Genomic DNA, 20,459 nt, shown 5'->3' on the forward strand with positions numbered 1-20,459 from the left:
CCTTCGGCAAATCCTGCCACCAGTGCTAGCGCCGCCGCGTGGCAGAGGGAAGGCCCATCCCGACGGGCCCGCATCTCCTCCCGCATTTCCCCTTGACGGGGCGCGGCCCCTCGCTTAACTCGCCCTCGGTCTGGCGGCGTAGCTCAGTTGGTTAGAGCAGCGGAATCATAATCCGCGTGTCCGGGGTTCAAGTCCCTGCGCCGCCACCAACACCCCCCTTTCGGAAATGCAAACGGCCACGCCTTCGCGCGGCCGTCGTTGTGTGTGAAGGCCCCGGCGCGTCGCCGCACCGGGGCTGGTCGCCAGCGCGATCAGGCCGCGCCGGGCTTGAAGCCGAAGTACATCAGGTACTTGTCGAAATCGGCGTCCTGTTCGCCCGCGGCTTCGAATTCGCGGGCGTTGAAGTCCCACTCTTCGCCGCCAAGGTGCGAACCCCAGGGCGTGGCGACGCCGGCGCAGAAGTCGAACCCGCCAAAGGCCGCCGAAAGGTCCACCGGCTTCAGCCCGGTCACCACCAGCGTGCCCGACACCGCGTCGCGGTCGAGGCTGGCGATGTACATCGTGCCGACTTCTTCCTCGAACTGGGTGATCGCGAAAAGCTCGCCATCGGCGGTGCGGTGCAGCGTGGTGTGGTCCTGCGAGGTCGAGACGCCGCCCGGCAGGTCGCCGTCGGGGTAATCGACCAGCGGCGTACCGTCGCGGGCCACGGCTTGACCGAAGACCGCGTTACCCACCTTGTCGCCCGAACGCAGCAGCGTCTGGTAGCCGTTCAGCGCCATCTCGGTGCCGTTGAGCGTCATCGATGGGGTGAAGGCCGCCATCCGCTTTTCCGCATCGGTCGCGGCGAAGGGCATGGGCGTGAAGCCGACGGTATCGCCGCCCTGCACCTTGGCCGGGATCGCGACATAACCCACGTAGGCGCGGGTATCGTCGGGCGAGGTCGCCATGTCCTGGTCGCTTTCGCCATAGGGGTGCTGCACTACGGTGACGAGGTAGTCGAACTTGTCATCGACGTTCTTGTAGTAGAAGGGCGAGGTCACTTCCGACCCGTAGGGTGTGGTGAAGACACGGGTCAGCGACCCGTCGTTGAGGTTCATCGCCCAAAGCACGTCGTTCTGGTGATAGTCGGTATCCTCGGCGATCAGCAACGTGTCATCGGTGAAACCCATCGTCAGGTTGTCGGGCCACGAGATGTTGTTGATGTCGCACTGGTTGACCACCGCACCGGCATTGAACGGGCCACCGGCAACAAGGATGCTCATGTCGGTGGTCGCCATGTCGGCTCCGACAGACAGCTGCATGACCGCGCCGCACTTGTTGGCCTGCAGGTTGATGTCATCGGCGACACCGGCCAGTTTCGGCCCCTTGGCCATGCCCTTCTCGAGGTCCGAGATGGCCATGTAGAGCTTCGAGCGTTTGGCATCGAAGGTGATGCCTTCCATCTTGCGGAATTCCGAGGTGGCGCCCATCGTCGCGGCATAGCGTGCGGTTTCAAGGCGCGAGGCGGCGAGCGCGATCTCGTCGGCCGACATGCCAAGGCGGTTCTCGGTCTTCAGCGTCAGGCATTCCGCGCCATAGGTCGACTCGATCGGGGTAAAGCCCGCGGGGCAGGCATTGTCGGCGACATCGGCCGTGTCGAACATGTCCGAGAACTTGATGCCCTTGCCGATGATCGCGTCGATCTCGGCGTCGGTCGCATGGCCCAGCGACATCCAGGCGATGCTGAAATCAGAGGTCGCGGCGCCCTTCTCGGCGGTCTGGGTCAGCTTGGCGGCAAACAGCTCGCCCGACGAAAGATCGCCCGCGGTATCGGCCACGTAGCGGAACATCGCGCCGTTGGTCTGGTCGTTGCCGATGTAGACGGTCTTTTGGTCCGGCATGACATAGGCCAGCTCGAACGACAGGCGGCCAACGGAATAGTGCTTAGACGCGACGGTGTTGGCGGCAAAGGCATCAGCGCCCAGGCCCTTACCCGGGACCACCGACACCTCGACCGGGAAGCCGACGCGATAGACAGAGGTCTGTGCCAGCGCGGCGGCGCGGGAATCGGACACGGCATCGGCATGGGCAAAGGTGCCCAGCGCAACGAGCGCCGTCGTGACAAGGATGATCTTCTTGGCTGAATGAGTCATGATCGTCTCCAATGGAAAACCGAAAACGGGGCCGCGCCGAACCCGGAGAGGGCCCGGCAGACGACCGCCTGAAACAAGTGATGACGTTTTCGTGAAACGGACTCTTGACCGTTCTGTATCGGTTTCTTGACAACCGAAGGCTGACGTTACCCCGTGACCCGGCCCGCCTGACGCGCGACTAAAGCCGGATCGTCAGGCTAAGTCCGACCTCTGCATGGTGACCAATGCCGTGGTCGCCCGACAGGCCAATGATGAAGAGATCGACATCCGTGCGGGCGCCGGTATGGATCGAAAGGTCCAGCCCGTAATCGGCCCAGCTCGCCGCGCCCGCAGTCGTGGAATAGACGGTGCCCGCCACCGTGGCCGCTGTGCCGGACTGCCCCCAGACATGCCCCAGCCCGATGTTGACGCCTAGCGACATGCTGGGCGACAGCGCCAGCGAGGCGCGTGCGCCCAAGCGCAACGTGGTGGCTCGGTCGGTCCCTGCGGCAAAGCTGGCCGGGAACGGGTTTTCCGGTCCGGCCGCTTCGGTATAGGCGTCGTGGTGGAAACTGCCGCGGCCAAGCGTCAGCGACAGGGCGTATTGTGCGTCTGCCGATGGCGCGTAGGCCAGTCCGCCCTCGACATAGCCGAAGGCCAGTCGGCCCGCCGCGGTGCCGATCCCGGTCGCCTGCCCCGAGGCGCCGTTGGCGTAGTGCCGGGTGAAGGTGGCGGTCTGCTGCGGTGCAAACATGGCACCGAGCTCGGCATAGGGATGCAGCACCCCGGCCCGTTCCGGCATCCAGCGCAGCGCAACGGCGCCGATGAGCGGCGAATCGAGCGCGATATCCCCATCGTCGTGCTGGGCCGACCCGATCGCGCCCTTGAGCAGCAGCCCGTCGCCAAGATCGCGCCGCACGCGCAGGCCGTAGGTGTGGCTGCCCCAGGCGGCCAACGGGGCCACCATGTCGCCCGCAGCCAAGGGTGCATCGAAACGACCGTTCAGCAGGCTACCGAAGGCCGCCTCCTGCGGAATAACCATCCACCCCGCTGCCCCCAGCGCATCGACCGACCCCTGGACAGAGTCGGTCGTGGTCATGCCAGTGCCGCCCGTGCCTCCAGTTCCGCCGTTCCCACCGCTTCCGCCTGTGCCACCGGTTCCGCCGGTCCCACCGTCGCCACCTGTGCCACCGCTTCCGCCAGTGCCGCCGGTTCCACCGTTCCCACCGTCGCCGCCTGTGCCGCCGGTTGCACCTGTACCGCCGGTGCCTCCAGTTCCTCCGTTCCCGCCGTTTCCGCCTGTGCCACCGGTGCCACCGGTACCGCCCGCGCCTCCAGCTCCACCGTTCCCACCGTCGCCGCCTGTGCCGCCGGTTGCACCTGTACCGCCAGTGCCTCCAGTTCCTCCGTTCCCGCCGTTTCCGCCTGTGCCACCGGTGCCACCGGTACCGCCCGCGCCTCCAGCTCCACCGTTCCCACCGTCGCCGCCTGTGCCGCCGGTGCCACCGGTACCGCCGGTGCCACCGGTTCCCAATATCCCGCCGCTTCCACCGTTGCCGCCAGCCCCGCCGGTACCGCCTGTACCGCCGGTTGCGCCCGTGCCGCTTCCGTTTATGGCAGCGACCAGGCCCTCTGCCTGCGCCACGGCGATGTTGGTGGCGTCGAGGTAGGTGACCAGATAACCGGTCGGCGCCTGCGCGCCGGGCATCATCGCCTGCCCGACGATCGCCACGCCGTCGGGCGACAGGCCATCGGCGGTCAGCAGGCGAATGTCGGTCATGTCGAGCCCGGCATCAGACAGCAGCGTCTTCAGGTCCGCGATGCCGGTGGCCGCCGTCCAGCGGAACGCGGCCTCGTCCCCGGCCAGCGGGTCGCCGGGGGTGTAGGGCTGCGACAGTTGCGTGGTCGTCCCGACGATCACCGACCCGTCCGCGCTGACCGCCGTCGCCGCGGAACTGACCGCGCCCGGCAGGGTGCCGAGGTTGCTGATCGTGCCCGCGCTCCAGCGCACCGAGCGTGCGACCGGATAGCCCAGGCCAGGATCGTCGTAGTCGGACCAGCCGATGATGGTCGTGCCATCCGCGCTGACGCCCGTCGCCTCAGACCGGCGGCCGGTATAGTCCGAGGGCAGCGCGCCAAGATCGGTCATGCCGGCGGCGGCGGTCCAGCTGAACGCGCGCTTCGCCACCACGGTGTCGATGCCGCTGCCCAGCGTTGCGTCGGACCAGCCGACGATCGTGCCGCCATCCCCGCTGATGGCGTTGGCCGCCGAAGCGCCGCTGCCTGACAGGGTGCCTAGGTCGAACATGCCGGTCGCATCGGTCCAGCGAAAGGCGTGCCGGGTGCTGCCGTCCGGGTCAATGCCCATGTATCCCGCAACCGTCGCGCCATCGTCGCTGACGGCCGTCGCGGCGGAGAAATAGGTGGTCGCATCGCGCCCGTCGATATCGACGGTGCCGGTCTCGGCGGTCCAGCGGAAGGCGTGGTTGTCGCTGAAGGCTGCCGGGCTGGTGCCGCCGTAATTGGCGTAGCCGACCACGGTCTTGGCATCGGCGCTGATCGCCAGGCCCGCGACCTCGCCATTGGCCAGTGAGCCGGGCAGTTGCGGCAGCGTGACCGACGGGTCGGCCCCGTTGGGCGTGTAATAGTCGAGGATGTCGCGGACCCCGATCGACGTTGCCAGAACGTAGCTTGACGAACCATTACCAGTTGCGTTGCGCACCGGGATGACACGCACGATCTGCCGCTCGCCGATGATCGTCAGGCGGCGTTCCAGATCGGCGGCTGCCTCGTCCGCCTCGTATTGCGTATCAAAGCTGGCGAGTGGATTGAGCGGCAGCCCCGTATCAGGGTCCGTGATCAGCGGCGGCGGCGTGTACTGGTGCCCCGGTCCGGCGTGCAGGGCCGCGGGCGGGGCCACCACGGCAAGAAATCCGGCAAGGGCGAGGGTCGCGCGGCGCGGCGCGGATCTTGCGCAGGCTGATCTCGATCCGTTCATGCGTCCCCCGTTCGCATGCCGGGCAAGGGCCGAATGCAGGTAAACCTGAATGGGCAGAGGGCATCCGCGCCCTGACCGCCACCTTGGCATCTGCGCCCGATCCTGACCCCCTCACCCTATTCGATCAACTCTTTTTGGTGGGGTCCGGTCCGGCGGTTCGGAATGTAGTGCGCGCAAATGCATGATTCGGCCCTTCCCGAAAACGGGACGGCGTTGCCTCAAGGCGCGCAAGTCTTGCTTTGCCGCAAACGAACGGTTGTGCCCCAATGGGCAGCACAATAGGTTGTTTTCCCTCTGGCGGGGCCGTTTTGGCTGGAACCCGTTAGCGCGACAACAGGAATGGATCGCAAACGATCAACTGGCTTGCGAACCAAGATCCGAGGATTCCATGAACGCCCTTCAGATCGGCACATTGTTGATTGTCCTCGCCGGTGTTTTCGGCGCCGTAAACCACATCCTGTTCCGGTTGCCGTCGGCGATCGGTATCCTCATCGTTGCGCTTGCGGCCTCGCTTTGTGTTCTTGGCCTCGACGCGCTTGATCCGGGTCTGGGCATTGCGGCGCAAATGCGAACCTTCGTTGCTGACGCAAGGTTTTCGCACACGCTGCTCGAAGGAATGCTGGGTCTGCTTCTGTTTGCCGGCAGCCTGCATGTTCGCGTCGCGGACCTGCGTGATCAGGCGGGGACCATTGCAGTCATGGCGACGCTTGGCGTGGTCCTTTCTGTCGCGGTCGTCGGGCTTGGATACCATTGGGTGACGGGGATGCCGCTTCTTGTGGCCATGGTTTTTGGCGCGCTGATCTCGCCGACCGACCCGGTGGCTGTGCTAGGCGTCATGTCACGGGCCGGGCTGACGGACTCGCTGCAATCCAAGATTATCGGGGAGTCCCTGTTCAACGACGGCATGGGCTACGTGGTGTTTCTGATCTTGGCCGGACTGGCCTTTCCACCAGATGGATCTCCGGCCGTGACCGGGTTCGGCGGGATCATCCTGTTCTTTTTCAGGGAAGTAGCGGGTGGCGCTCTTCTGGGTGGCGTGCTGGGCTGGCTGGTTGTCCAGATGCTTCGTCCGATCGATGATTACCCGCTCGAGATACTGCTCTCGCTCGGGCTGGCACTTGGGGGCTATCAGCTTGCGTCGGCTTTGGGCGTTTCGGGCCCGATCATGGCTGTCGTCGCCGGCCTGTTCATCGGCAATATCGGCGTTCGACACGGCATGTCGGAGCAGACGCAGAAGTACCTAAACGGGTTCTGGACGGTCATCGACGAAGTTCTCAACGCCATTCTCTTTCTGTTGATCGGCGTCGAGGTTTTTGTCGTCACCCTGAACTTCGACACGATCGCATTCGGGATCGCCGCGATCTGCCTGTCGCTGGTCGGCCGTCTGATTGCGGTTGTCGTGCCTGTTCTTGTGCTCCGACCGTTCCTTGACCAGTCGCGCGGGGTGATACCAATCATGACATGGGGCGGCCTCAAGGGCGGCATTTCTGTTGCGCTTGCCCTCAGTCTGCCTGACAGCGCGTGGAAGCCGCAGATTCTTGCGGCCACTTTCCTGATCGTCCTGTTTTCGATCATCGTGCAGGGGCTGACAATCGGGCGACTGGCGCGGTTTCTGAGGCGTCGACAGCAGTCGAGCTAGTCCCGAGGAACCGCTTGTTTCGATGCCGGACTTCCGACAATCACGCCGAACACGCGCCCGGCCAAGTTGCCGCACCGGGTGATCACGCGGTGCAATTCAAAGCGCTCGAGGTGCCGAAAACTGGCCGCTGACGCGTAGCGCCGCAGGCCCAAGAACGACCCGCGGCGTCATGCCGAATCCACGGAAAATGCGTGCCAAAGATGCCGAAAAGTTGTGCAGCTCTCGCGGCCGAGGGGTTGTGTCACTGCCTCCGGTGAATACCTAGAAACCATGTCAAAACGAAAGGAGGGCGCCCATGGCCTTACAATCATTGACAAATTCATTGGACACACCAGGAGGGTCCGGGGCCGGGCAGCTGGCAAGTGGATTTGCCGTCGCAGCAGCTTTGACCATCTCTGGCGGGTTGCAACAGCCCGTCGAGGCCCAGCAATCGGTGGACGGACAACAGGTTTACAGCACGGCGGGTTGTCAGGGCTGTCATGGCCAGAACGGTAATGGCGGCATCGGCATCAAGTTTCGCGGCAATCAGATCCTTGCGGATGACAGCAAGGTTATTGCCCAGATCCTGCATGGCGGCAGCAAGATGCCGGCCTTCAGTTCACAGCTGAGCGACGCTCAGATCGCTGCCGTGGCCTCCTACATTCGGCAGAACTTCGACAATTCCTTCGGCCCGATCACGGCGCAGAAGGTTGCCGACATGCGCAAGTCGAACAGCTCTGGCGACAACCAGCAGGCCAGCCAAAGCGAGAACCCGTCCAACGGGCAGGCCCAGGCTAGCGGCAACTCCGGCAGTGGCGGCCAGAATGGCAATGACCAGAAACCGCAGCAAATGGCTGTGGGTGCTCCGGCCCAGAACGTCAAGCAACCCACGACAAGCGGCCCCGATCAGGCCGCGCTCGACAACGCGGACAGCGCGACCGACAGCTGGCTGATGTACAACAAGGGCTATAGCGGCCAGCGCTGGTCGAGCCTTGACCAGATCAATGCCGGCAATGCCGATCAGTTGCGGCCCGTCTGCATCGCCCAGCTGGGCGAGCAGACTTCGTTCCAGTCCAGCCCGGTGGTCTATGACGGCCTCGTTTACGTGACCACGCCCTACACGACATATGCGGTCAATGCAGAGAACTGCCGGCAGGTCTGGCACCAGACCTACACGCCCAAGGGCAACGAGCCTTTCAACACAAATCGCGGCATCGCCATTGCCGGCGGGCGCGTGTTCCGTGGCACCTCGGACGGCCACGTCATCGCGATGGACGCCAAGACCGGCGACGTTCTGTGGAACATCCGCCCGGTGGATTCCGGCAAGGGCTATTTCCTTAGTTCCGCACCCATCGTGTGGCATGACATGCTGTTCATGGGCACCGCTGGCGCTGACTGGGGCGCGCCTGCGCACATGTTCGCCTTCGACGTGAAGGATGGACATCAGCTGTGGTCCTTTGACGAGGTGGTTCAGGCCTCCTTCGGTGGTGCCGATCCGGCATCGACCGGTGGCGGCTCCAACTGGACGTCCTACTCCCTCGATACCAAGAACGGGTTGCTTTACGTGCCCGTCGGCAACCCGGCCCCCGACTTTGCGGCACGGTATCGCCCCGGTGACAACCTCTACAGCGACTCGACGCTGGTGCTGGATGCCAAGACCGGCAAGCTGGACCACTATTACCAGCAGATCCCGAACGATGCGCTCGACCGTGACAGCGCCGCGGCGCCGGTGATCTTCAGTCTGACCGACAGCGGTGGCAACAAAACGGTCTATGCCGCTCAGTCCAGCAAGAACGGCTATGTCTACGTCTACAACGAAGCCAACAAGCAGCAGGTCTTCAAATCGGCGGTCACGACACTGAAGAACGCCGGTTCGCCACCGACGACGGACGGCACGCATGTCTGCCCGGGCATCAACGGGGGCGTGGAATGGTACGGCCCGGCCTTCGACAAGGCAGACAAGGCGCTCGTGGTGCCCAGCGTCGACTGGTGCACGACCTTCACGCTGGGCGAAGTGCGCTACACGCCCGGGCAGTTCTTCTTCGCTGGCAGCTACAGCTTTGACCCTGTTGACCAGGCGCAAGGCTGGATTCACAGCATCTCGGCCGCGGATGGCAAGACGAACTGGAGCTACAAGTCCGACCTGCCGGTCGTGGCCGGGGTCACGCCGACAGCCGGTGGCGTTGTCTTTGCCGGCGAGCTGAACGGCGACTTCACCGTGCTGAACGCCAAGACCGGCGACAAGCTTTACAGCTTCAACACCGGCGGTCCGATCGGCGGCGGTATCTCGACCTACGAGATGAACGGTCAGCAATATGTCGCGGTGGCCTCTGGTAACATGTCGCGGACATGGTCGCCTGATGTGTCGCCCTCGGCGACGCTGATCCTGTTCGGTTTGGGCCAAGGCCAGGCGAACCAATGACGGACCATGATATGAAAATGGTGGGGCCCTGCGGGCCCCGCCGCAACGTCGTGCGCCCGGCCATCCGGCTTCTGTCGCGCGCTGGCCAGATCGCCGTTATCGGCCTGATCGGCGCGATGCCCGCGCATGCGTTCGAGCCTTCGCTTAGCGACAGCGAGGTCGCCAGTACATTGGACCAGGCCAAAACGATGGTCGCGGACCATGCGCACGGGCTGATCGTGAAGGATTACGTGCTGTTCGACCGGCCAAATCCGCTTCACATCACCGATGAAAGCCGTCTGGTGGATGCCGTTGTGGTTGACACGCCCCGGCAACGCCTGCTGTCCAACGCCTACCTGACCTATTTTCAGGACAAGACGTTGAGCACCGGCGACGCACGGAAAATGGCCGACAACCTTGCGGGGAAGATTGCGTTTCGTGTTTTTGCCCATGCCCCGTCGCTGGCACCGGATCAGCGCCATTTCCTGCAGGATTTCGGGCAGGCCACGCTGACACTGACGAATGGTCAGGCGCTGCAGGCAAGGCCCGCGGACCTGAGCAATCCTGCCGAGGATTTCTTTATCCTTGCCAATGGCAATCACGTCTTCCGCTGGCTTGGGGCATTCTCATACGTCTTCGATCTGGGACCGGTGGCCCAGAACGCGCAAAGCCTCGCCGCGCTGAAAGGCACGCTCACATTCACCGACAGCGGCGGGCGCACCTACACGCACGATGTTGACCTCGGCCAATACCGCTGAAGCGAAGCCGGCAGGCACCACCAGACACCCGTAGGCCCGCCAGTCGTGCAGCAGGCCGCCGCACTTTGTCGGGCAACAATTCACCAAGACGCGCAAATTACTGCGCTGAAAAACCGTGAAAGGAGAGTCACAAGATGACCGAGAGAGAACAGTATATCGAAAAGACCAAGGCCAAGATCGACGAATGGAACGCCGAGATCGACAAGATGCAGGCCAGAATGGAAGCTGCACAGGCCGACGCGAAGATCGACTATCAACGGAACCTTGAAGAGCTGCGCACGCAGCGCGACGAGGCCGAGGCAAAGCTTCGGGACATGCGCGCAGCCAGCGACGAGGCTTGGAAGGACATGAAGTCGGGCTTTGATACCGCATGGGGCGGCATCGCCGATGCCTTCAACAGCGCAATGTCCCGGTTCAGATAAGGGATAGGGGCGGCCCACCGCCCGATATCGGGCGGCAAGTTTCTGAGTTGCGCCCAAAAGAAAATCTCTGCATCCGCCGTACTGCCTCACCCTTCTGGCTTTCCAGAAGAAGGGGCAGAACGGCGGATGTTTTCATTCCCCAAACCTGACAGCGTTGGCCGCCGACGTGCAAATTGTGGGTCAGCCCCGTTGAGCCGCGCCAAGTCTATGCGCAGCCATGATCAGATTTCCTCGCGCACCTGGGCGAAGGTCAGGGCCGCGAAAATTCCCGTGCCACCTAGTACGTTCCCGGCAAGGGCCGGCAGGATGCCACCAAGGACCACCGTGGAAATCGCCAGATCGCCGCGCGCTGCAAGAATGAACAGTTCCGTCGCCCCCGCGACGACGTGTGACATGCCGCCAAGCCCGATCATGTAGGTCAGGCCCATGATCACCAGAACTTCACCGGCACCTTCCAGTCGTGGCAGGGTCCACACCAGCGCGGCAATGGTGAAACCGGCGGGGATGCCGCGGCCAAAGTGCTGCAGGGCCGTCGCCTCGGCGTAGTGGCGTGAGACGGCGAGGATTCCGTCGACCTGCGACGTGGGCAGAATATGGCCGTAGTCAAGCACCACGGCAGCTGCGGCGCACCCCACCATGTTCGCCACGAAGACGATGCTCCAAAGCCTTGCGATCTGGTAGAATTTTTGCCCTGTCGGCTCGATGAACAGCGGCAGGATCGGGGTGATCGTGCTTTCGGTAAAGAGCTGCATGCGTCCAAGGATGACGATCAGAAACCCGATCGTGTAGCCAAAGCTGGTGACGGCCGCCGTCCAGCGCGCGTCTGGCAGGATCGAGGCAAGAAAGCCGCTGCAGAAGACTGACATGCTGATCGCCAGACCCGCCGCAACGCCGGACCACCAAAGCGCGCTCAGCGGCCGGGACAGTTCGTATTCTCCCTCCCTGCGGATCGCCTCGAAGATGACCGAGGCGGGCACATTCTCGAATTCGCGCACCTTCTTGTTTTCGTCTCGATCAAGCCGTGCTCGCTTCGCCATCGTGAGTTTCCCTTCCTGATCAGACGTGTCGCCAAGGGCCCGAAAGGCGATCGTCAGTTCCTCCGCAGCCGCTCTTGGCAGACTCTAGACCATCGCACGAGAAATCTCGAAGGTCATGGAGGGGAGGGAAACGGTCATTCGCTGCGGCTGAACGAATGTTCGGAATGAAACCAGGAGCCGTCTGTCTGCTTCTTGTGGCCGAAGAGGTTATGCTGCCATTGCTGAACGGCGATCCGTTTGCCGCTAAATGCGCCATGGAAAGAGGCCTTTCTGGCCAAGGTCGCGGCTTTCTCAAAAGGTCAGTGCGACGATCATGTCGACAGCCTGAGCCTCTTGCTCGGCGCTCTCGATCTCGGGCACGCGAAACTCCGACATTGAAACAGGATTGGGTCCCGACCCTAGTTCGTGCCTGTGATCGACACCCCGTCCTTGCCGACATTGATCTGCACGCCGTTCTTGTTCTGACTGGCGCGGTAGGACTGGTAGGCCAGTCCGGCGACGACCACGGCGAGGGCTCCGATGATGGTGTAGAGAAGATTTCGGTTCATGTTGCGGCGGCCTTGATGGGAAATCCATCATCACCGCGAGGTGGATGATCTCGGGGCATGTCTTGAAGTGGCGGTATGGCGATCGGTTCGTCGTGGCCGGACGCGACAAATCCGCTCTGCCCGCCTCAAGCCGGTGTTGCTCTACAAAGCCAACGGGCTTCATGACCAAGTCTGCCTGTTATCAGAGATCACCAAGCCACAACGCCAAGATCAAATGCAGGCCGGCCGCTGCGGCGAGGAGGGCTGCCGCGTTCGTTTGGCCCACCTGCACCAGCGCCTTGGTGGCCCCGCCAAAGGCAAGCAACTTGAATACCAGAAGCAGCGGGACCGCAAGCCGATGGTCCGACTTCGGCGCCGCAAACCACCCCCAGAGCAACGCGAACAGGCCGCCGCAGATCAGCGCCGCGACCACGGAGGCAAAGGGCGTCTCAAACCAGCTCCAGCCCCATCGGGCATAGGCCGCAAGGGTTGCGAGTTCGACCAGAAAGGCCAGAACCTGGCTCAATGCAATCATCGGCGTTCTCCCGGTCGCGTCCGTCAGGCAAGGAAATAGGTCAGGCCAGCCAAGCCAAGGTTGGAGTCATCCTTGGGCAACATGGCCGACCTCGTAAAGCTGGGCGCCGCTGGCGGGGGTCTCGATCGGGCGCGGCCAGAGATCGAACCTGACCAAAGCCCATACGGATGGATCGAACGCCGACACCGCGGCGACGGCGCCGTCTGCCATCGCATCCTCCGCCCACCGGCCCTCGTCCTGCTGCAGGGCACCCAGATCCGCCTCTGGTCCGATCGGCCTGACAACGCGCTGCGCAAAACGAGCCCTGGCAATCTCCTCGCTCAATTTGACGTGCCACGGCGTCCAGGTGGTCACCGACGGTCGTCCGAAGTCCCCCGAGAGGGCGGCAAAGCCCGGCCCGGACAGGAAATCGGCCATGCCCTCGGCACGCTGCCAGACGTAGAACGGCGCGTAGAGGTTCGCCCCGCTCGGGCAGGCGCCGCCGCTTTTGCGCGCCATCAAGAATGCCTTGAAGCCAAGCCCGGGAAAGCCGTTCATCAACGGCCCCCTGTCACGGATGCGCCGCGCGACGATCTCCATGTCGTAGTCGGCGGGCAAGGTGACACTGTATTGCATTGCGATCATCGTTTCATTCCTCTTCCGGGTTTCACGCCGCGCCGCGCGCTGCGTGATTTGGTGTCAATTTCGTCATGGCCAGCCCGGGGCGACGTGGGTCCCAGGCCAACTTGGTCGCACTGGCGTCTTGCCTTACATGCAGGCGCCGTGATGCGTCGTCGTTCCAAAAACGACGTCATGCATGATCCGCCCGGGCCACAGCGTGAACACGCCTGCCACCAGCAGCGCGCCGGCAAAAAGCCACAGCATTACCCTGCGGTGCCGGCCGACCGCGTGGCGGCGCGCATGCAAGACACCGACGGGCAACAGCACCAGTGTCAGCAGCGACAGGCCGTGGATCACGCTGAAGGGCCCGATCTGGCACAGCGTGTGGATCCAGAAGGAGGACATCGCGACCACGGCCATGAGGATGACCCAGGTCCACCCCATTGCGCGGTGGGGCAGCGTTCCCTTGGGCAGCGCAACCTGCGCGGTGCCAAGCAGGAATGCGGCGATTGCGGTCAGCGCGTGGACGATCACCTGGGGTGGCGCGGACAAGAGCGGAGCGAGTGTCATGGCAGGCCTTTCATGTTGAGAGATCAGGGGACGGACGGTGCGGCCTTTCAGTGACCGCGCTTGTTGACCGGACCCGGGGTTACCCACCCGGACACCGGGCTGGCGCTGAACGGCTGGTTGGTCCGCCACGCAGGCTTCAGGACCATGGGAACGTGCGACGCCGTGTCATCGGCCGCCGGGGCGGCTGCGTCGTGGCGCCGACAAACCCGGGGCCGCCGCAGCCGCCCGCTTGCCAGCAGGACGCCGAAGATCGCTATCGCCATGCCGGCGACCTGCGTTGCATCCGGCCGCCGCCCCAACATCATCGCGAAGACCAGCGCCGCGACCGGCACGAGGTTAAGTAGCACCGAGGTTGCCGCCGGGCCACGGACGGCGATCCCTTCCTGCCAGAACAGGTAGGTCAACACGGAACCCGCCAGCGCCATCCACACCACCGCCCCCCATGCCGGGGCCGAGCTGGCCGCGACCGCCGCGACAGGCGCCTCGAACGCGAAGGCCGCGCCGACCAGCGCGAGCGCGCCGAACACCATCGTCCATGTCGAGGTGGCCAGGGGGCTGGCCTCACGCACCCAGCGGCGGCAGCCGATGGTGTAGATCGCCCAGGCGATGCTGCCGGCGAATATCACGGGATCACCCGGCGCGACACGCGCGCCGGAGAAGGCGCCGACGGTCAGGGCGATGCCGGCCAGGCTGATCGCCATCCCCAGGAGGGCGATCCGGTTGGGCCAGCGCAGGCTGAACAGCGCGTCGAGAAGATTGGTCGTCAGCGGGACCGTGCCCAGGATCAGGGCCGCCGTCACCGGGCTCGAGGTGCGCATGCCGAGGAAAAGCGACGCGTTGAAGCCCGCGACGCCCAGAATGCCAAGTACCGCGAAGGCCGGGGCGTTGCGCCGCAGCGCCCGCCATCCCGTCCGCTCGACAATCAGCATCCAGACCAGGATCGCCGCCGCGGCGATGACAAAACGCGCCGACGCCGCCGTCCAAGGCGGCAGGCCTTGCAGCGCGATCCGCGTCGCCTCGAAATTGGAGCCCCAGAGGACGGCCGCCATGGCGCTGAGCGTGAAGGCGACGCGCTCGCGTGGTACGGCGGGGGCGGGAATGTGGGAAAGGTCGGTGGCGGTCATGGGCGCAATCCTTCGGTCGAAGATGCGCTTCAATTGCATTACCGATTCTGTTGGTATATCGACAATATCCAGCGTTCATTTTTCGAAATCGGAAGGCCATGGAGCGGCTGAACTGGGATGACATCCGGCTTTTCCTGGCCCTGGCGCGGGACGGCACGCTGTCGGGCGCGGCCCGGTCGCTTGGCGTCGGTGTTGCCACGATCTCTCGGCGCATCGACCGGATCGAGCATGCCATCGGCCTGCCACTGTTCCTGCGCAGCCAGCAGGGCTATGCGCTGACCGATCAGGGTGCGGCGCTGCTGCCGCGGGCCGAACGCATGGAACTTGCCGCGCACGAGATGCGGCTGGAGGCTGCCCTTCAGGTCGACATTCGCGGCAAGGTGCGGGTCGCCAGCATCGAAAGCCTGATCACACCCATCGTCATCCCGGCGCTGGCCCCGTTACTGCAGGCCAACCCGGGGCTTGAGGTCGAGGTCATGTATTCCCCGGTGGCGGTCAATCTGCACCGGCATGATGCCGATCTGGCGCTGCGCATGGTCGTGCCCGACGGCGGCAACCTTCTGGTGCGGCGTCTGGCGACGATGGGCTTCGGTCTTTACGGCCCGGCCGACGGTACGCGCCCTGACCGGCACGTCACTTGGCCGGACCTCGCGGGCGTGGACACGCTGCTGGCATGGTCAAAGGCGTTCGGCGCCGAAAACGGCTCCCGGTTCTCGGTGAATTCGCTCGAGGCGCTTCTGGAGGCGGTGCAACGCGGCATCGGGATCGGGGTGCTGCCGCATTTCCTGGCGCGCCAGGCGGGGCTGCGGCTGATCGCCGACGAACTTCCCCAAGGCGGCAAGATGGAGCGTCCTGTCCTGCTGGCGACCCATGCCGAGCTTGCGGCCTCGCGGCGCGTCCGGGCCGTTGCCGACGCTATCGCGGAGCAGGTCATCGGTTTCCGACGGCAGTTGGAGACAGGTGCAACAGCCTGAGTTCCGGAGTCACCCGCGTAACCGCCCGGGCGGCCCGCGCACGGTCTCGATCCGGATTTTCCGAAATTGGAAGTTCGATTTGACAAATCCTCCGTAGAAACATGGAAACTGAAAAGGCATCTGGGACCCCATGCCAATACAACGATGGGAAACCAGACCATGAAACAGGAAAAGATCGGGTGGAAGGAACTCGTCGCGATCAACGGGTTGCGGGGCGAACAGACCGTGGCGACCGTCCGCCAAACCTCGGCGGTTCTCGCCGAGACCCTCGTCGATCACGCCTTCGGCAGCGTCTTTGCCCAGACCTCCCTGTCCCGCCGCGAGCGCGAACTGGTGACGCTGGGGATCCTTGGCGCGATCGGCGGCGCCGAGCCGCAGTTGCGCATTCACCTCGACGCGGCGCTGCGGGTCGGCGCGCATCCCGACGAACTTGTCGCGCTTGCCGAGCACATGTCGGTCTACGCCGGATATCCGCGCGCCCTGAACCTGCTGCGCGAGGTGCGCGAGGCCCTGGGTGCCGCCGGTGCGCCGGCGACGCTGGCAACGCGCCACGTGATGCTCGATGACCACCAGACCCGGGTTTTCGACAGTGCCGGCGCCAAGCCCGCCCTAGTCCTGGTTCATGCCCTCGGGCTGGATCACCGGATGTGGCGCGATGTCATCCCCGTCCTGACCGAGCGGTTCCGCGTCATCGCCTACGACCTGCGCGGGCATGGTGCGGCGGCCGGCGCCCCGGTGGCACAGGGACTGGTCAACTATGCGGGCGACCTCGTGGCCCTGCTCGATCGCCTCGAGATCGACAGTGCGCATGTGGTCGGGTTGTCACTCGGCGGCTCGATCGCCCAGGAGCTCGCCCTGGGCCGGCCCGAACGCCTGCGGACCCTGACCGTCGTCGCCTCCACGGCCTGGTCCTTTGACGCCTTCACCGAGCGGGCCCGCGCCGCGGAGCGTGACGGCATGGCCGCACAAGTCATCCCCAGCCTGACGCGCTGGTTCCGTCCCGAGGACCTTGCTCAGGGCGGATGGGCCGTCCGCTTCGCGCGGGATGCGGTCGAGCGCGCCTTCGTCGCGGACTGGGTTGCCGGATGGCATGCCCTGGCCACGATCACGACCGGTGACCGGCTAGGCCAGATCCGGGTCCCAACCCACGTGATCGCGGGCGAACGGGATGCCTCGACGCCCCCGCAGCTGATGAAGCGGATGCTCGAGATTCCGGGCGCGACCTATTCCGAAATCGCAGGCGCGCCGCACATGGTGTCGTTGACCCATCCCGCACCGCTTGCGAAGGCCGTGCTGCGCGGTCTTGCTGCCTGACCAGGCTGGACCAAGGCTTTTGCCCGGTTGCTGCTGGTCTTCCCGCACTTACGTCGTTTACCCCAACAAGGCGCCGAAGTTGTGCCGCATCGAGCAAGGAGACAGACATGAACGCCCCCGATCCGTCACCCCGCAACGAGGCGCTTGTGCTGATCGATTTTCAGCGCGGCTTTGACGATCCTTGGTGGGGACCGCGCAACAACCCTGAAGCCGAGGACAACGCGTTGCGGCTGTTGGCGGCCTTCCGGCAGCAGGGGCTTGCGGTCTTTCATGTCCGGCACCTGAGCACCGAAGCGGGCTCTCCTCTGGCCGGACAGGGGGCCAGGTTCAAGGACGGCTTTGGGCCGGTGCCGGGTGAGGTCCTGATTGAAAAGACCGTCAACTCCGCCTTCATCGGAACCGATCTCGAGGCGCAGTTGCGCAAGCGGGAGATCGGACACCTGACCATCTGCGGGCTGACCACACCGCATTGCGTGTCCACCACCACCCGGATGGCAGCCAATCTGGGTTGGCCCGTGACACTTGTGCACGATGCTTGCGCGGCCTTTGCGCGGAACGCCGATACCAGCTTCGACAATGGACCGGCCTTTGCGCCCGAAGAGATCCATCGCGCGGCATTGGCCCAACTGCACGGGGAATTCGCAAACGTTACGGCAACCGATGCTGTGCTAGGCCGGATCACGGGCGATATGCACTCCTAAACGTTCCAGACACCCCGCCAATTCGGTCAGGAGTAACCTTCATGTTCATCGTTTCATTGACCTACACGGCGCCCCTTGCGGACATCGACGCCAACCTTGTCGCCCATCGCGCGTTTCTCGACAGGCACTTCGCCACGGGCGCCTTTCTGGCCTCCGGCCCCAAGCAGCCGCGCACCGGAGGGGTCATCCTTGCCACAGTGGCCGATCGCGCCACTCTCGAACGGATCCTGGATGAAGACCCGTTCAAGCGACAAGACCTTGCACAGTATGCCGTCGAGGAATTCGACATCACCCGCCATCACCCAGCCCTGCCCGCACTCGTGCGGGATCGCCTTCTCCTGAAGGTGGGCGCGGAGGTCCCGAAGACCAGATGAACCGGACCGTCTCGTGGCAGATCTTGATGCCGCTGGCGCAGGATTATGCCGGCCTGCCCTACCTAGGGCGAGGCCACGCGGGGGCGGGCAATCTCAGGCGCCGGCACCAAACGCGTGTATTGGCCGGGCCCAATCCGCCGGATCGGCGTCAGAAGCCCGGGAAGAAATCTGTCTTGATCTGGCGACGCGGAATGCCGCAGGCGGACAACTCACGCCGCAGGTTGGTCACCATCAGCTGCGGGCCGGAAACGTAGATCGTCCGCTCGCCCAGGTCGGGAACCTCACGCTGCAGCAATTCGGAATCGATAAAGCCGGACAGGTGGTTGTGAAGCTCCGGCGGATCATCAGAAATGACGTGCTTGGTGCACAGCCCGATCTCGCGCCCGGCCCGCTCAAGCAAATCCCCATAGGCGATGTCGGCCGCGTGGCGGTTGCCGTATAGCAGGATTGCGTCGCGGGTTTGGTGCCGGTTCAGCAGGTGCTGGATCATGCTGCGAAACGGCGTAATCCCGATCCCGCCTGCAATGAACAAAAGCTTGCGCTCCGGGTCGCGTGGCAGTGTGAAATTACCGGCAATCTGAGAGCCGAAGATGACGTCACCGGGTTGCATCGACGAAAGCTGGCGTTTGAAAGCGCTCGGCTCGGGGTAAAACTTGACGCCAAGGCGGACGTGATCTTCCCCCGGGGCCGAAGCGATGGTGAAGGACCGGCGGTTGCCGCGGTTGTCTTGTGCCGGAACCTGCAAGGTCCAGTCCAGGTATTGCCCCGCGACGAAATTCAGCGACCGGTCGGAGCGGAAGACGAATTCCTGGCACTCTGCCGCGATCTGCTCGATCTTCAGCAGGGTCATACGGAACCGTCCCTTTGGGCTGACCGACCACGCAAAGAGGTTGCCGACGAGGAATGCCGCCTCGGGCGAAAAGAAGAAATGGCCGATATGAATGCCATGCGCCGAGAGGAGCCCGACGATCACGCCGTAGACCAGGCGGGAATACCTGCCATGCGCGGCCGTCATCGGCTCGGTCAGCATGACGAAACCGGCAAAGAACAGCGGCGAATAAAGAAGGCTTTGCTGCAGGGCGATCGGCATCATCCCGGGCGGCGTGGCAAGAACCGTCACGGCGAGATTGCTGAGCACATAGGCCGCGATCATGTCGAAGCGACGGACCTTCTGGGTCACGAGAAGCCCGCCGAGCACGACGACGACCAGCATGATCGGGCTGCTGCTGACCCACCAGACCGCCGGCCGGCCAAGCGCGACCCCGGCCGCGACAGCGCCGATCGCGACCGGGTTGAAAATGTGCTTGTGGCCGACGGTCAGCAGAAACTTCGAGCCGATGGCGACCAGTGCGGCAAGGACCAGCGCCGCGATGCCCATCAGGTCGGTCGGGGCGGCGGGTGGCATGACGAGGGCAAGGATAAGGGCCGTGATCAGGGCCGACTCGCGGTTCACCGGGATGTGGAGGAGCGCGGCAAAGATCCGGTTGGTTCCCCAGCACGCAACGGTGAGCACCACGAGCGAGAAGATCAACGCGAAGGGCGCGAGGAATATCCGGCCGGTGAACCCAAGGGCAAGGCCGACGACAAGCATGGCGCCCAGATAGTAAAGCATCAGCCGGTACATGGTGATGCCGTTCAATAGGCGTGCGGAAAGCGAGTTCATGTGATGACAAACTCCTTGAAACCCGTGGTCTGCAGCGCTGTGCCGTCGGGGTGGACGACATAGCCCTCGAACTGCGGTGTCGATTCGATGAAGTGAATGCCGCGCGGCCCCATCGCGAAGGCGGCCGTGGCATAAAGATCGGCAGCGAGCACGTCCGGCCCGATGACGGTCAGGCTGACGATTGCCGAGATCCTCTGTCCGGGCGTGTGCGGATCATAGATATGGTCGCCACGGATGTAGCTGCCGGACGTCGCGATGCCGCGCCCCTTGGGCGCCACCGCCTTGATGATCTCGTCCATGTTGAACGGATTGCGGATGCCGATCACCCAAGGCTGACCGTCGCCATCGACGCCACCAGTCTGAATGTCGCCACCCGCATCGACGTAGAAATCGTCGATTCCGGCGGCGGCGACCCTGTCGGCCTCGCGCTGGATCGCCCAGCCCTTGACGACGCCGGAAGGGTCGAACTGGCCGTCCGGCCGACGGATGTCAAAATAGCCGTCCGTGGCCTTGCGCATGCGCTCAGCGAGGGCCAGCACCTCGGCCATCTCGGGGCTGGCCTCTTCTGGCCGGCGCCTGCCGGCGTTGATCGCGCTGACCTCGCTGTCATCGCGGTAGGGGCTGAAGCGCGCATCCACCTGCATGAAGCCGGCAAAGACGGCCTCGATCATCCCGGCGCGATCGGCCCCGGGAATGTCGACCGTGATCGGCATACCCATGATCAGTCGTGTG

The 20,459-nt window shown here is 64.4% G+C and carries 18 protein-coding genes and 1 tRNA gene; 9 read left to right on the forward strand and 10 right to left on the reverse strand.

The features are described 5' to 3' along the window. Nucleotides 1–132: 132 nt before the first annotated feature. Nucleotides 133–209, forward strand: a tRNA-Met gene (locus GC146_RS09760). Nucleotides 210–311: 102 nt separating this feature from the next. On the opposite strand, the gene GC146_RS09765 is transcribed toward GC146_RS09760, so the two are convergent. Together GC146_RS09765 and GC146_RS09770 are read right to left on the reverse strand one after the other, a co-directional pair. Continuing rightward, a complete protein-coding gene (locus tag GC146_RS09765; RefSeq protein WP_291837492.1) occupies nucleotides 312–2,132 on the reverse strand; it encodes an alkaline phosphatase PhoX in 1,821 nt (606 codons plus the stop codon). Nucleotides 2,133–2,310: 178 nt separating this feature from the next. Continuing rightward, nucleotides 2,311–5,034, reverse strand: coding sequence for a hypothetical protein (locus GC146_RS09770; protein ID WP_291837494.1), 2,724 nt, complete (start codon nucleotides 5,032–5,034; stop codon nucleotides 2,311–2,313). A gap of 463 nt (nucleotides 5,035–5,497) precedes the next feature. On the opposite strand from GC146_RS09770, the gene GC146_RS09775 reads away from it, so the two are divergent. From GC146_RS09775 to GC146_RS09790, 4 genes are all read left to right on the forward strand, one after another. After that, nucleotides 5,498–6,748, forward strand: a complete 1,251-nt coding sequence (locus GC146_RS09775; RefSeq protein ID WP_291838513.1) for a sodium:proton antiporter — start codon at nucleotides 5,498–5,500, stop codon at nucleotides 6,746–6,748. Nucleotides 6,749–7,070: 322 nt separating this feature from the next. After that, the gene (locus GC146_RS09780) at nucleotides 7,071–9,149 is read left to right on the forward strand and encodes a PQQ-binding-like beta-propeller repeat protein (protein ID WP_291837496.1); all 2,079 of its coding nucleotides are present in this window, start codon (nucleotides 7,071–7,073) and stop codon (nucleotides 9,147–9,149) included. Then, nucleotides 9,146–9,886 carry a hypothetical protein gene (locus GC146_RS09785; RefSeq protein ID WP_291837499.1) on the forward strand — a complete coding sequence of 247 codons (741 nt, stop codon included), beginning with the start codon at nucleotides 9,146–9,148 and terminating at the stop codon, nucleotides 9,884–9,886. Before GC146_RS09780 ends, GC146_RS09785 begins: the two co-directional genes overlap by 4 nt. A gap of 134 nt (nucleotides 9,887–10,020) precedes the next feature. Further along, nucleotides 10,021–10,308 carry a hypothetical protein gene (locus tag GC146_RS09790; protein WP_291837502.1) on the forward strand — a complete coding sequence of 96 codons (288 nt, stop codon included), beginning with the start codon at nucleotides 10,021–10,023 and terminating at the stop codon, nucleotides 10,306–10,308. A 221-nt stretch (nucleotides 10,309–10,529) separates the two neighbouring features. Here GC146_RS09790 and GC146_RS09795 read toward each other — a convergent pair whose 3' ends face one another. The 6 genes from GC146_RS09795 to GC146_RS09820 form a co-directional block, all read right to left on the reverse strand. Beyond that, nucleotides 10,530–11,345: a formate/nitrite transporter family protein gene (locus tag GC146_RS09795; RefSeq protein ID WP_291837505.1), complete on the reverse strand. Its 816-nt coding sequence runs from the start codon at nucleotides 11,343–11,345 to the stop codon at nucleotides 10,530–10,532. Nucleotides 11,346–11,743: 398 nt separating this feature from the next. Next, nucleotides 11,744–11,893, reverse strand: a complete 150-nt coding sequence (locus GC146_RS09800) for a hypothetical protein (RefSeq protein ID WP_291837508.1) — start codon at nucleotides 11,891–11,893, stop codon at nucleotides 11,744–11,746. A 181-nt stretch (nucleotides 11,894–12,074) separates the two neighbouring features. Beyond that, complete coding sequence (locus GC146_RS09805; RefSeq protein WP_291837510.1) at nucleotides 12,075–12,398, reverse strand: YrdB family protein; 324 nt, start codon at nucleotides 12,396–12,398, stop codon at nucleotides 12,075–12,077. Between the two features lie 75 nt (nucleotides 12,399–12,473). Beyond that, entirely contained in the window at nucleotides 12,474–13,031 is a 558-nt protein-coding gene (locus tag GC146_RS09810) for a DUF4865 family protein (RefSeq protein WP_291837512.1), read from the reverse strand. Between the two features lie 123 nt (nucleotides 13,032–13,154). After that, nucleotides 13,155–13,577 (reverse strand): DUF2306 domain-containing protein, encoded by a 423-nt coding sequence (locus GC146_RS09815; RefSeq protein ID WP_291837514.1) that lies wholly within the window; start codon nucleotides 13,575–13,577, stop codon nucleotides 13,155–13,157. Nucleotides 13,578–13,624: 47 nt separating this feature from the next. Then, on the reverse strand, nucleotides 13,625–14,701 hold the full coding sequence (locus GC146_RS09820; protein WP_291837516.1) for a DMT family transporter: 1,077 nt from the start codon (nucleotides 14,699–14,701) through the stop codon (nucleotides 13,625–13,627). Between the two features lie 98 nt (nucleotides 14,702–14,799). Here GC146_RS09820 and GC146_RS09825 point away from each other — a divergent pair, with 98 nt between their 5' ends. From GC146_RS09825 to GC146_RS09840, 4 genes are all read left to right on the forward strand, one after another. After that, a complete protein-coding gene (locus tag GC146_RS09825; RefSeq protein WP_291837517.1) occupies nucleotides 14,800–15,675 on the forward strand; it encodes a LysR family transcriptional regulator in 876 nt (291 codons plus the stop codon). A gap of 159 nt (nucleotides 15,676–15,834) precedes the next feature. Then, nucleotides 15,835–16,989 (forward strand): alpha/beta fold hydrolase, encoded by a 1,155-nt coding sequence (locus tag GC146_RS09830; RefSeq protein ID WP_291837520.1) that lies wholly within the window; start codon nucleotides 15,835–15,837, stop codon nucleotides 16,987–16,989. Between the two features lie 107 nt (nucleotides 16,990–17,096). After that, the gene (locus GC146_RS09835) at nucleotides 17,097–17,690 is read left to right on the forward strand and encodes a cysteine hydrolase family protein (RefSeq protein ID WP_291837523.1); all 594 of its coding nucleotides are present in this window, start codon (nucleotides 17,097–17,099) and stop codon (nucleotides 17,688–17,690) included. A gap of 41 nt (nucleotides 17,691–17,731) precedes the next feature. Then, nucleotides 17,732–18,064 (forward strand): YciI family protein, encoded by a 333-nt coding sequence (locus tag GC146_RS09840; protein ID WP_291837525.1) that lies wholly within the window; start codon nucleotides 17,732–17,734, stop codon nucleotides 18,062–18,064. Between the two features lie 148 nt (nucleotides 18,065–18,212). Here GC146_RS09840 and GC146_RS09845 read toward each other — a convergent pair whose 3' ends face one another. After that, nucleotides 18,213–19,727, reverse strand: coding sequence for an FAD-binding oxidoreductase (locus tag GC146_RS09845; protein WP_291837528.1), 1,515 nt, complete (start codon nucleotides 19,725–19,727; stop codon nucleotides 18,213–18,215). Beyond that, complete coding sequence (locus tag GC146_RS09850; RefSeq protein WP_291837530.1) at nucleotides 19,724–20,446, reverse strand: FAD:protein FMN transferase; 723 nt, start codon at nucleotides 20,444–20,446, stop codon at nucleotides 19,724–19,726. Before GC146_RS09850 ends, GC146_RS09845 begins: the two co-directional genes overlap by 4 nt. Nucleotides 20,447–20,459 lie beyond the last annotated feature (13 nt).

It is taken from the genome of Limimaricola sp. (assembly GCF_016125575.1).
Lineage (GTDB): Bacteria > Pseudomonadota > Alphaproteobacteria > Rhodobacterales > Rhodobacteraceae > WGLM01.

Excerpts from the sequence above, each read along its gene's own strand:
- GC146_RS09820 (WP_291837516.1), bottom strand. The coding sequence starts at position 14,701 with ATGACCGCCACCGACCTTTCCCACATTCCCGCCCCCGCCGTACCACGC.
- GC146_RS09845 (WP_291837528.1), bottom strand. The coding sequence starts at position 19,727 with ATGAACTCGCTTTCCGCACGCCTATTGAACGGCATCACCATGTACCGG.
- GC146_RS09825 (WP_291837517.1), top strand. The coding sequence starts at position 14,800 with ATGGAGCGGCTGAACTGGGATGACATCCGGCTTTTCCTGGCCCTGGCG.
- GC146_RS09815 (WP_291837514.1), bottom strand. The coding sequence starts at position 13,577 with ATGACACTCGCTCCGCTCTTGTCCGCGCCACCCCAGGTGATCGTCCAC.
- GC146_RS09785 (WP_291837499.1), top strand. The coding sequence starts at position 9,146 with ATGACGGACCATGATATGAAAATGGTGGGGCCCTGCGGGCCCCGCCGC.
- GC146_RS09790 (WP_291837502.1), top strand. The coding sequence starts at position 10,021 with ATGACCGAGAGAGAACAGTATATCGAAAAGACCAAGGCCAAGATCGAC.
- GC146_RS09775 (WP_291838513.1), top strand. The coding sequence starts at position 5,498 with ATGAACGCCCTTCAGATCGGCACATTGTTGATTGTCCTCGCCGGTGTT.
- GC146_RS09830 (WP_291837520.1), top strand. The coding sequence starts at position 15,835 with ATGAAACAGGAAAAGATCGGGTGGAAGGAACTCGTCGCGATCAACGGG.
- GC146_RS09800 (WP_291837508.1), bottom strand. The coding sequence starts at position 11,893 with ATGAACCGAAATCTTCTCTACACCATCATCGGAGCCCTCGCCGTGGTC.
- GC146_RS09835 (WP_291837523.1), top strand. The coding sequence starts at position 17,097 with ATGAACGCCCCCGATCCGTCACCCCGCAACGAGGCGCTTGTGCTGATC.
- GC146_RS09795 (WP_291837505.1), bottom strand. The coding sequence starts at position 11,345 with ATGGCGAAGCGAGCACGGCTTGATCGAGACGAAAACAAGAAGGTGCGC.
- GC146_RS09850 (WP_291837530.1), bottom strand. The coding sequence starts at position 20,446 with ATGGGTATGCCGATCACGGTCGACATTCCCGGGGCCGATCGCGCCGGG.
- GC146_RS09810 (WP_291837512.1), bottom strand. The coding sequence starts at position 13,031 with ATGATCGCAATGCAATACAGTGTCACCTTGCCCGCCGACTACGACATG.
- GC146_RS09765 (WP_291837492.1), bottom strand. The coding sequence starts at position 2,132 with ATGACTCATTCAGCCAAGAAGATCATCCTTGTCACGACGGCGCTCGTT.
- GC146_RS09840 (WP_291837525.1), top strand. The coding sequence starts at position 17,732 with ATGTTCATCGTTTCATTGACCTACACGGCGCCCCTTGCGGACATCGAC.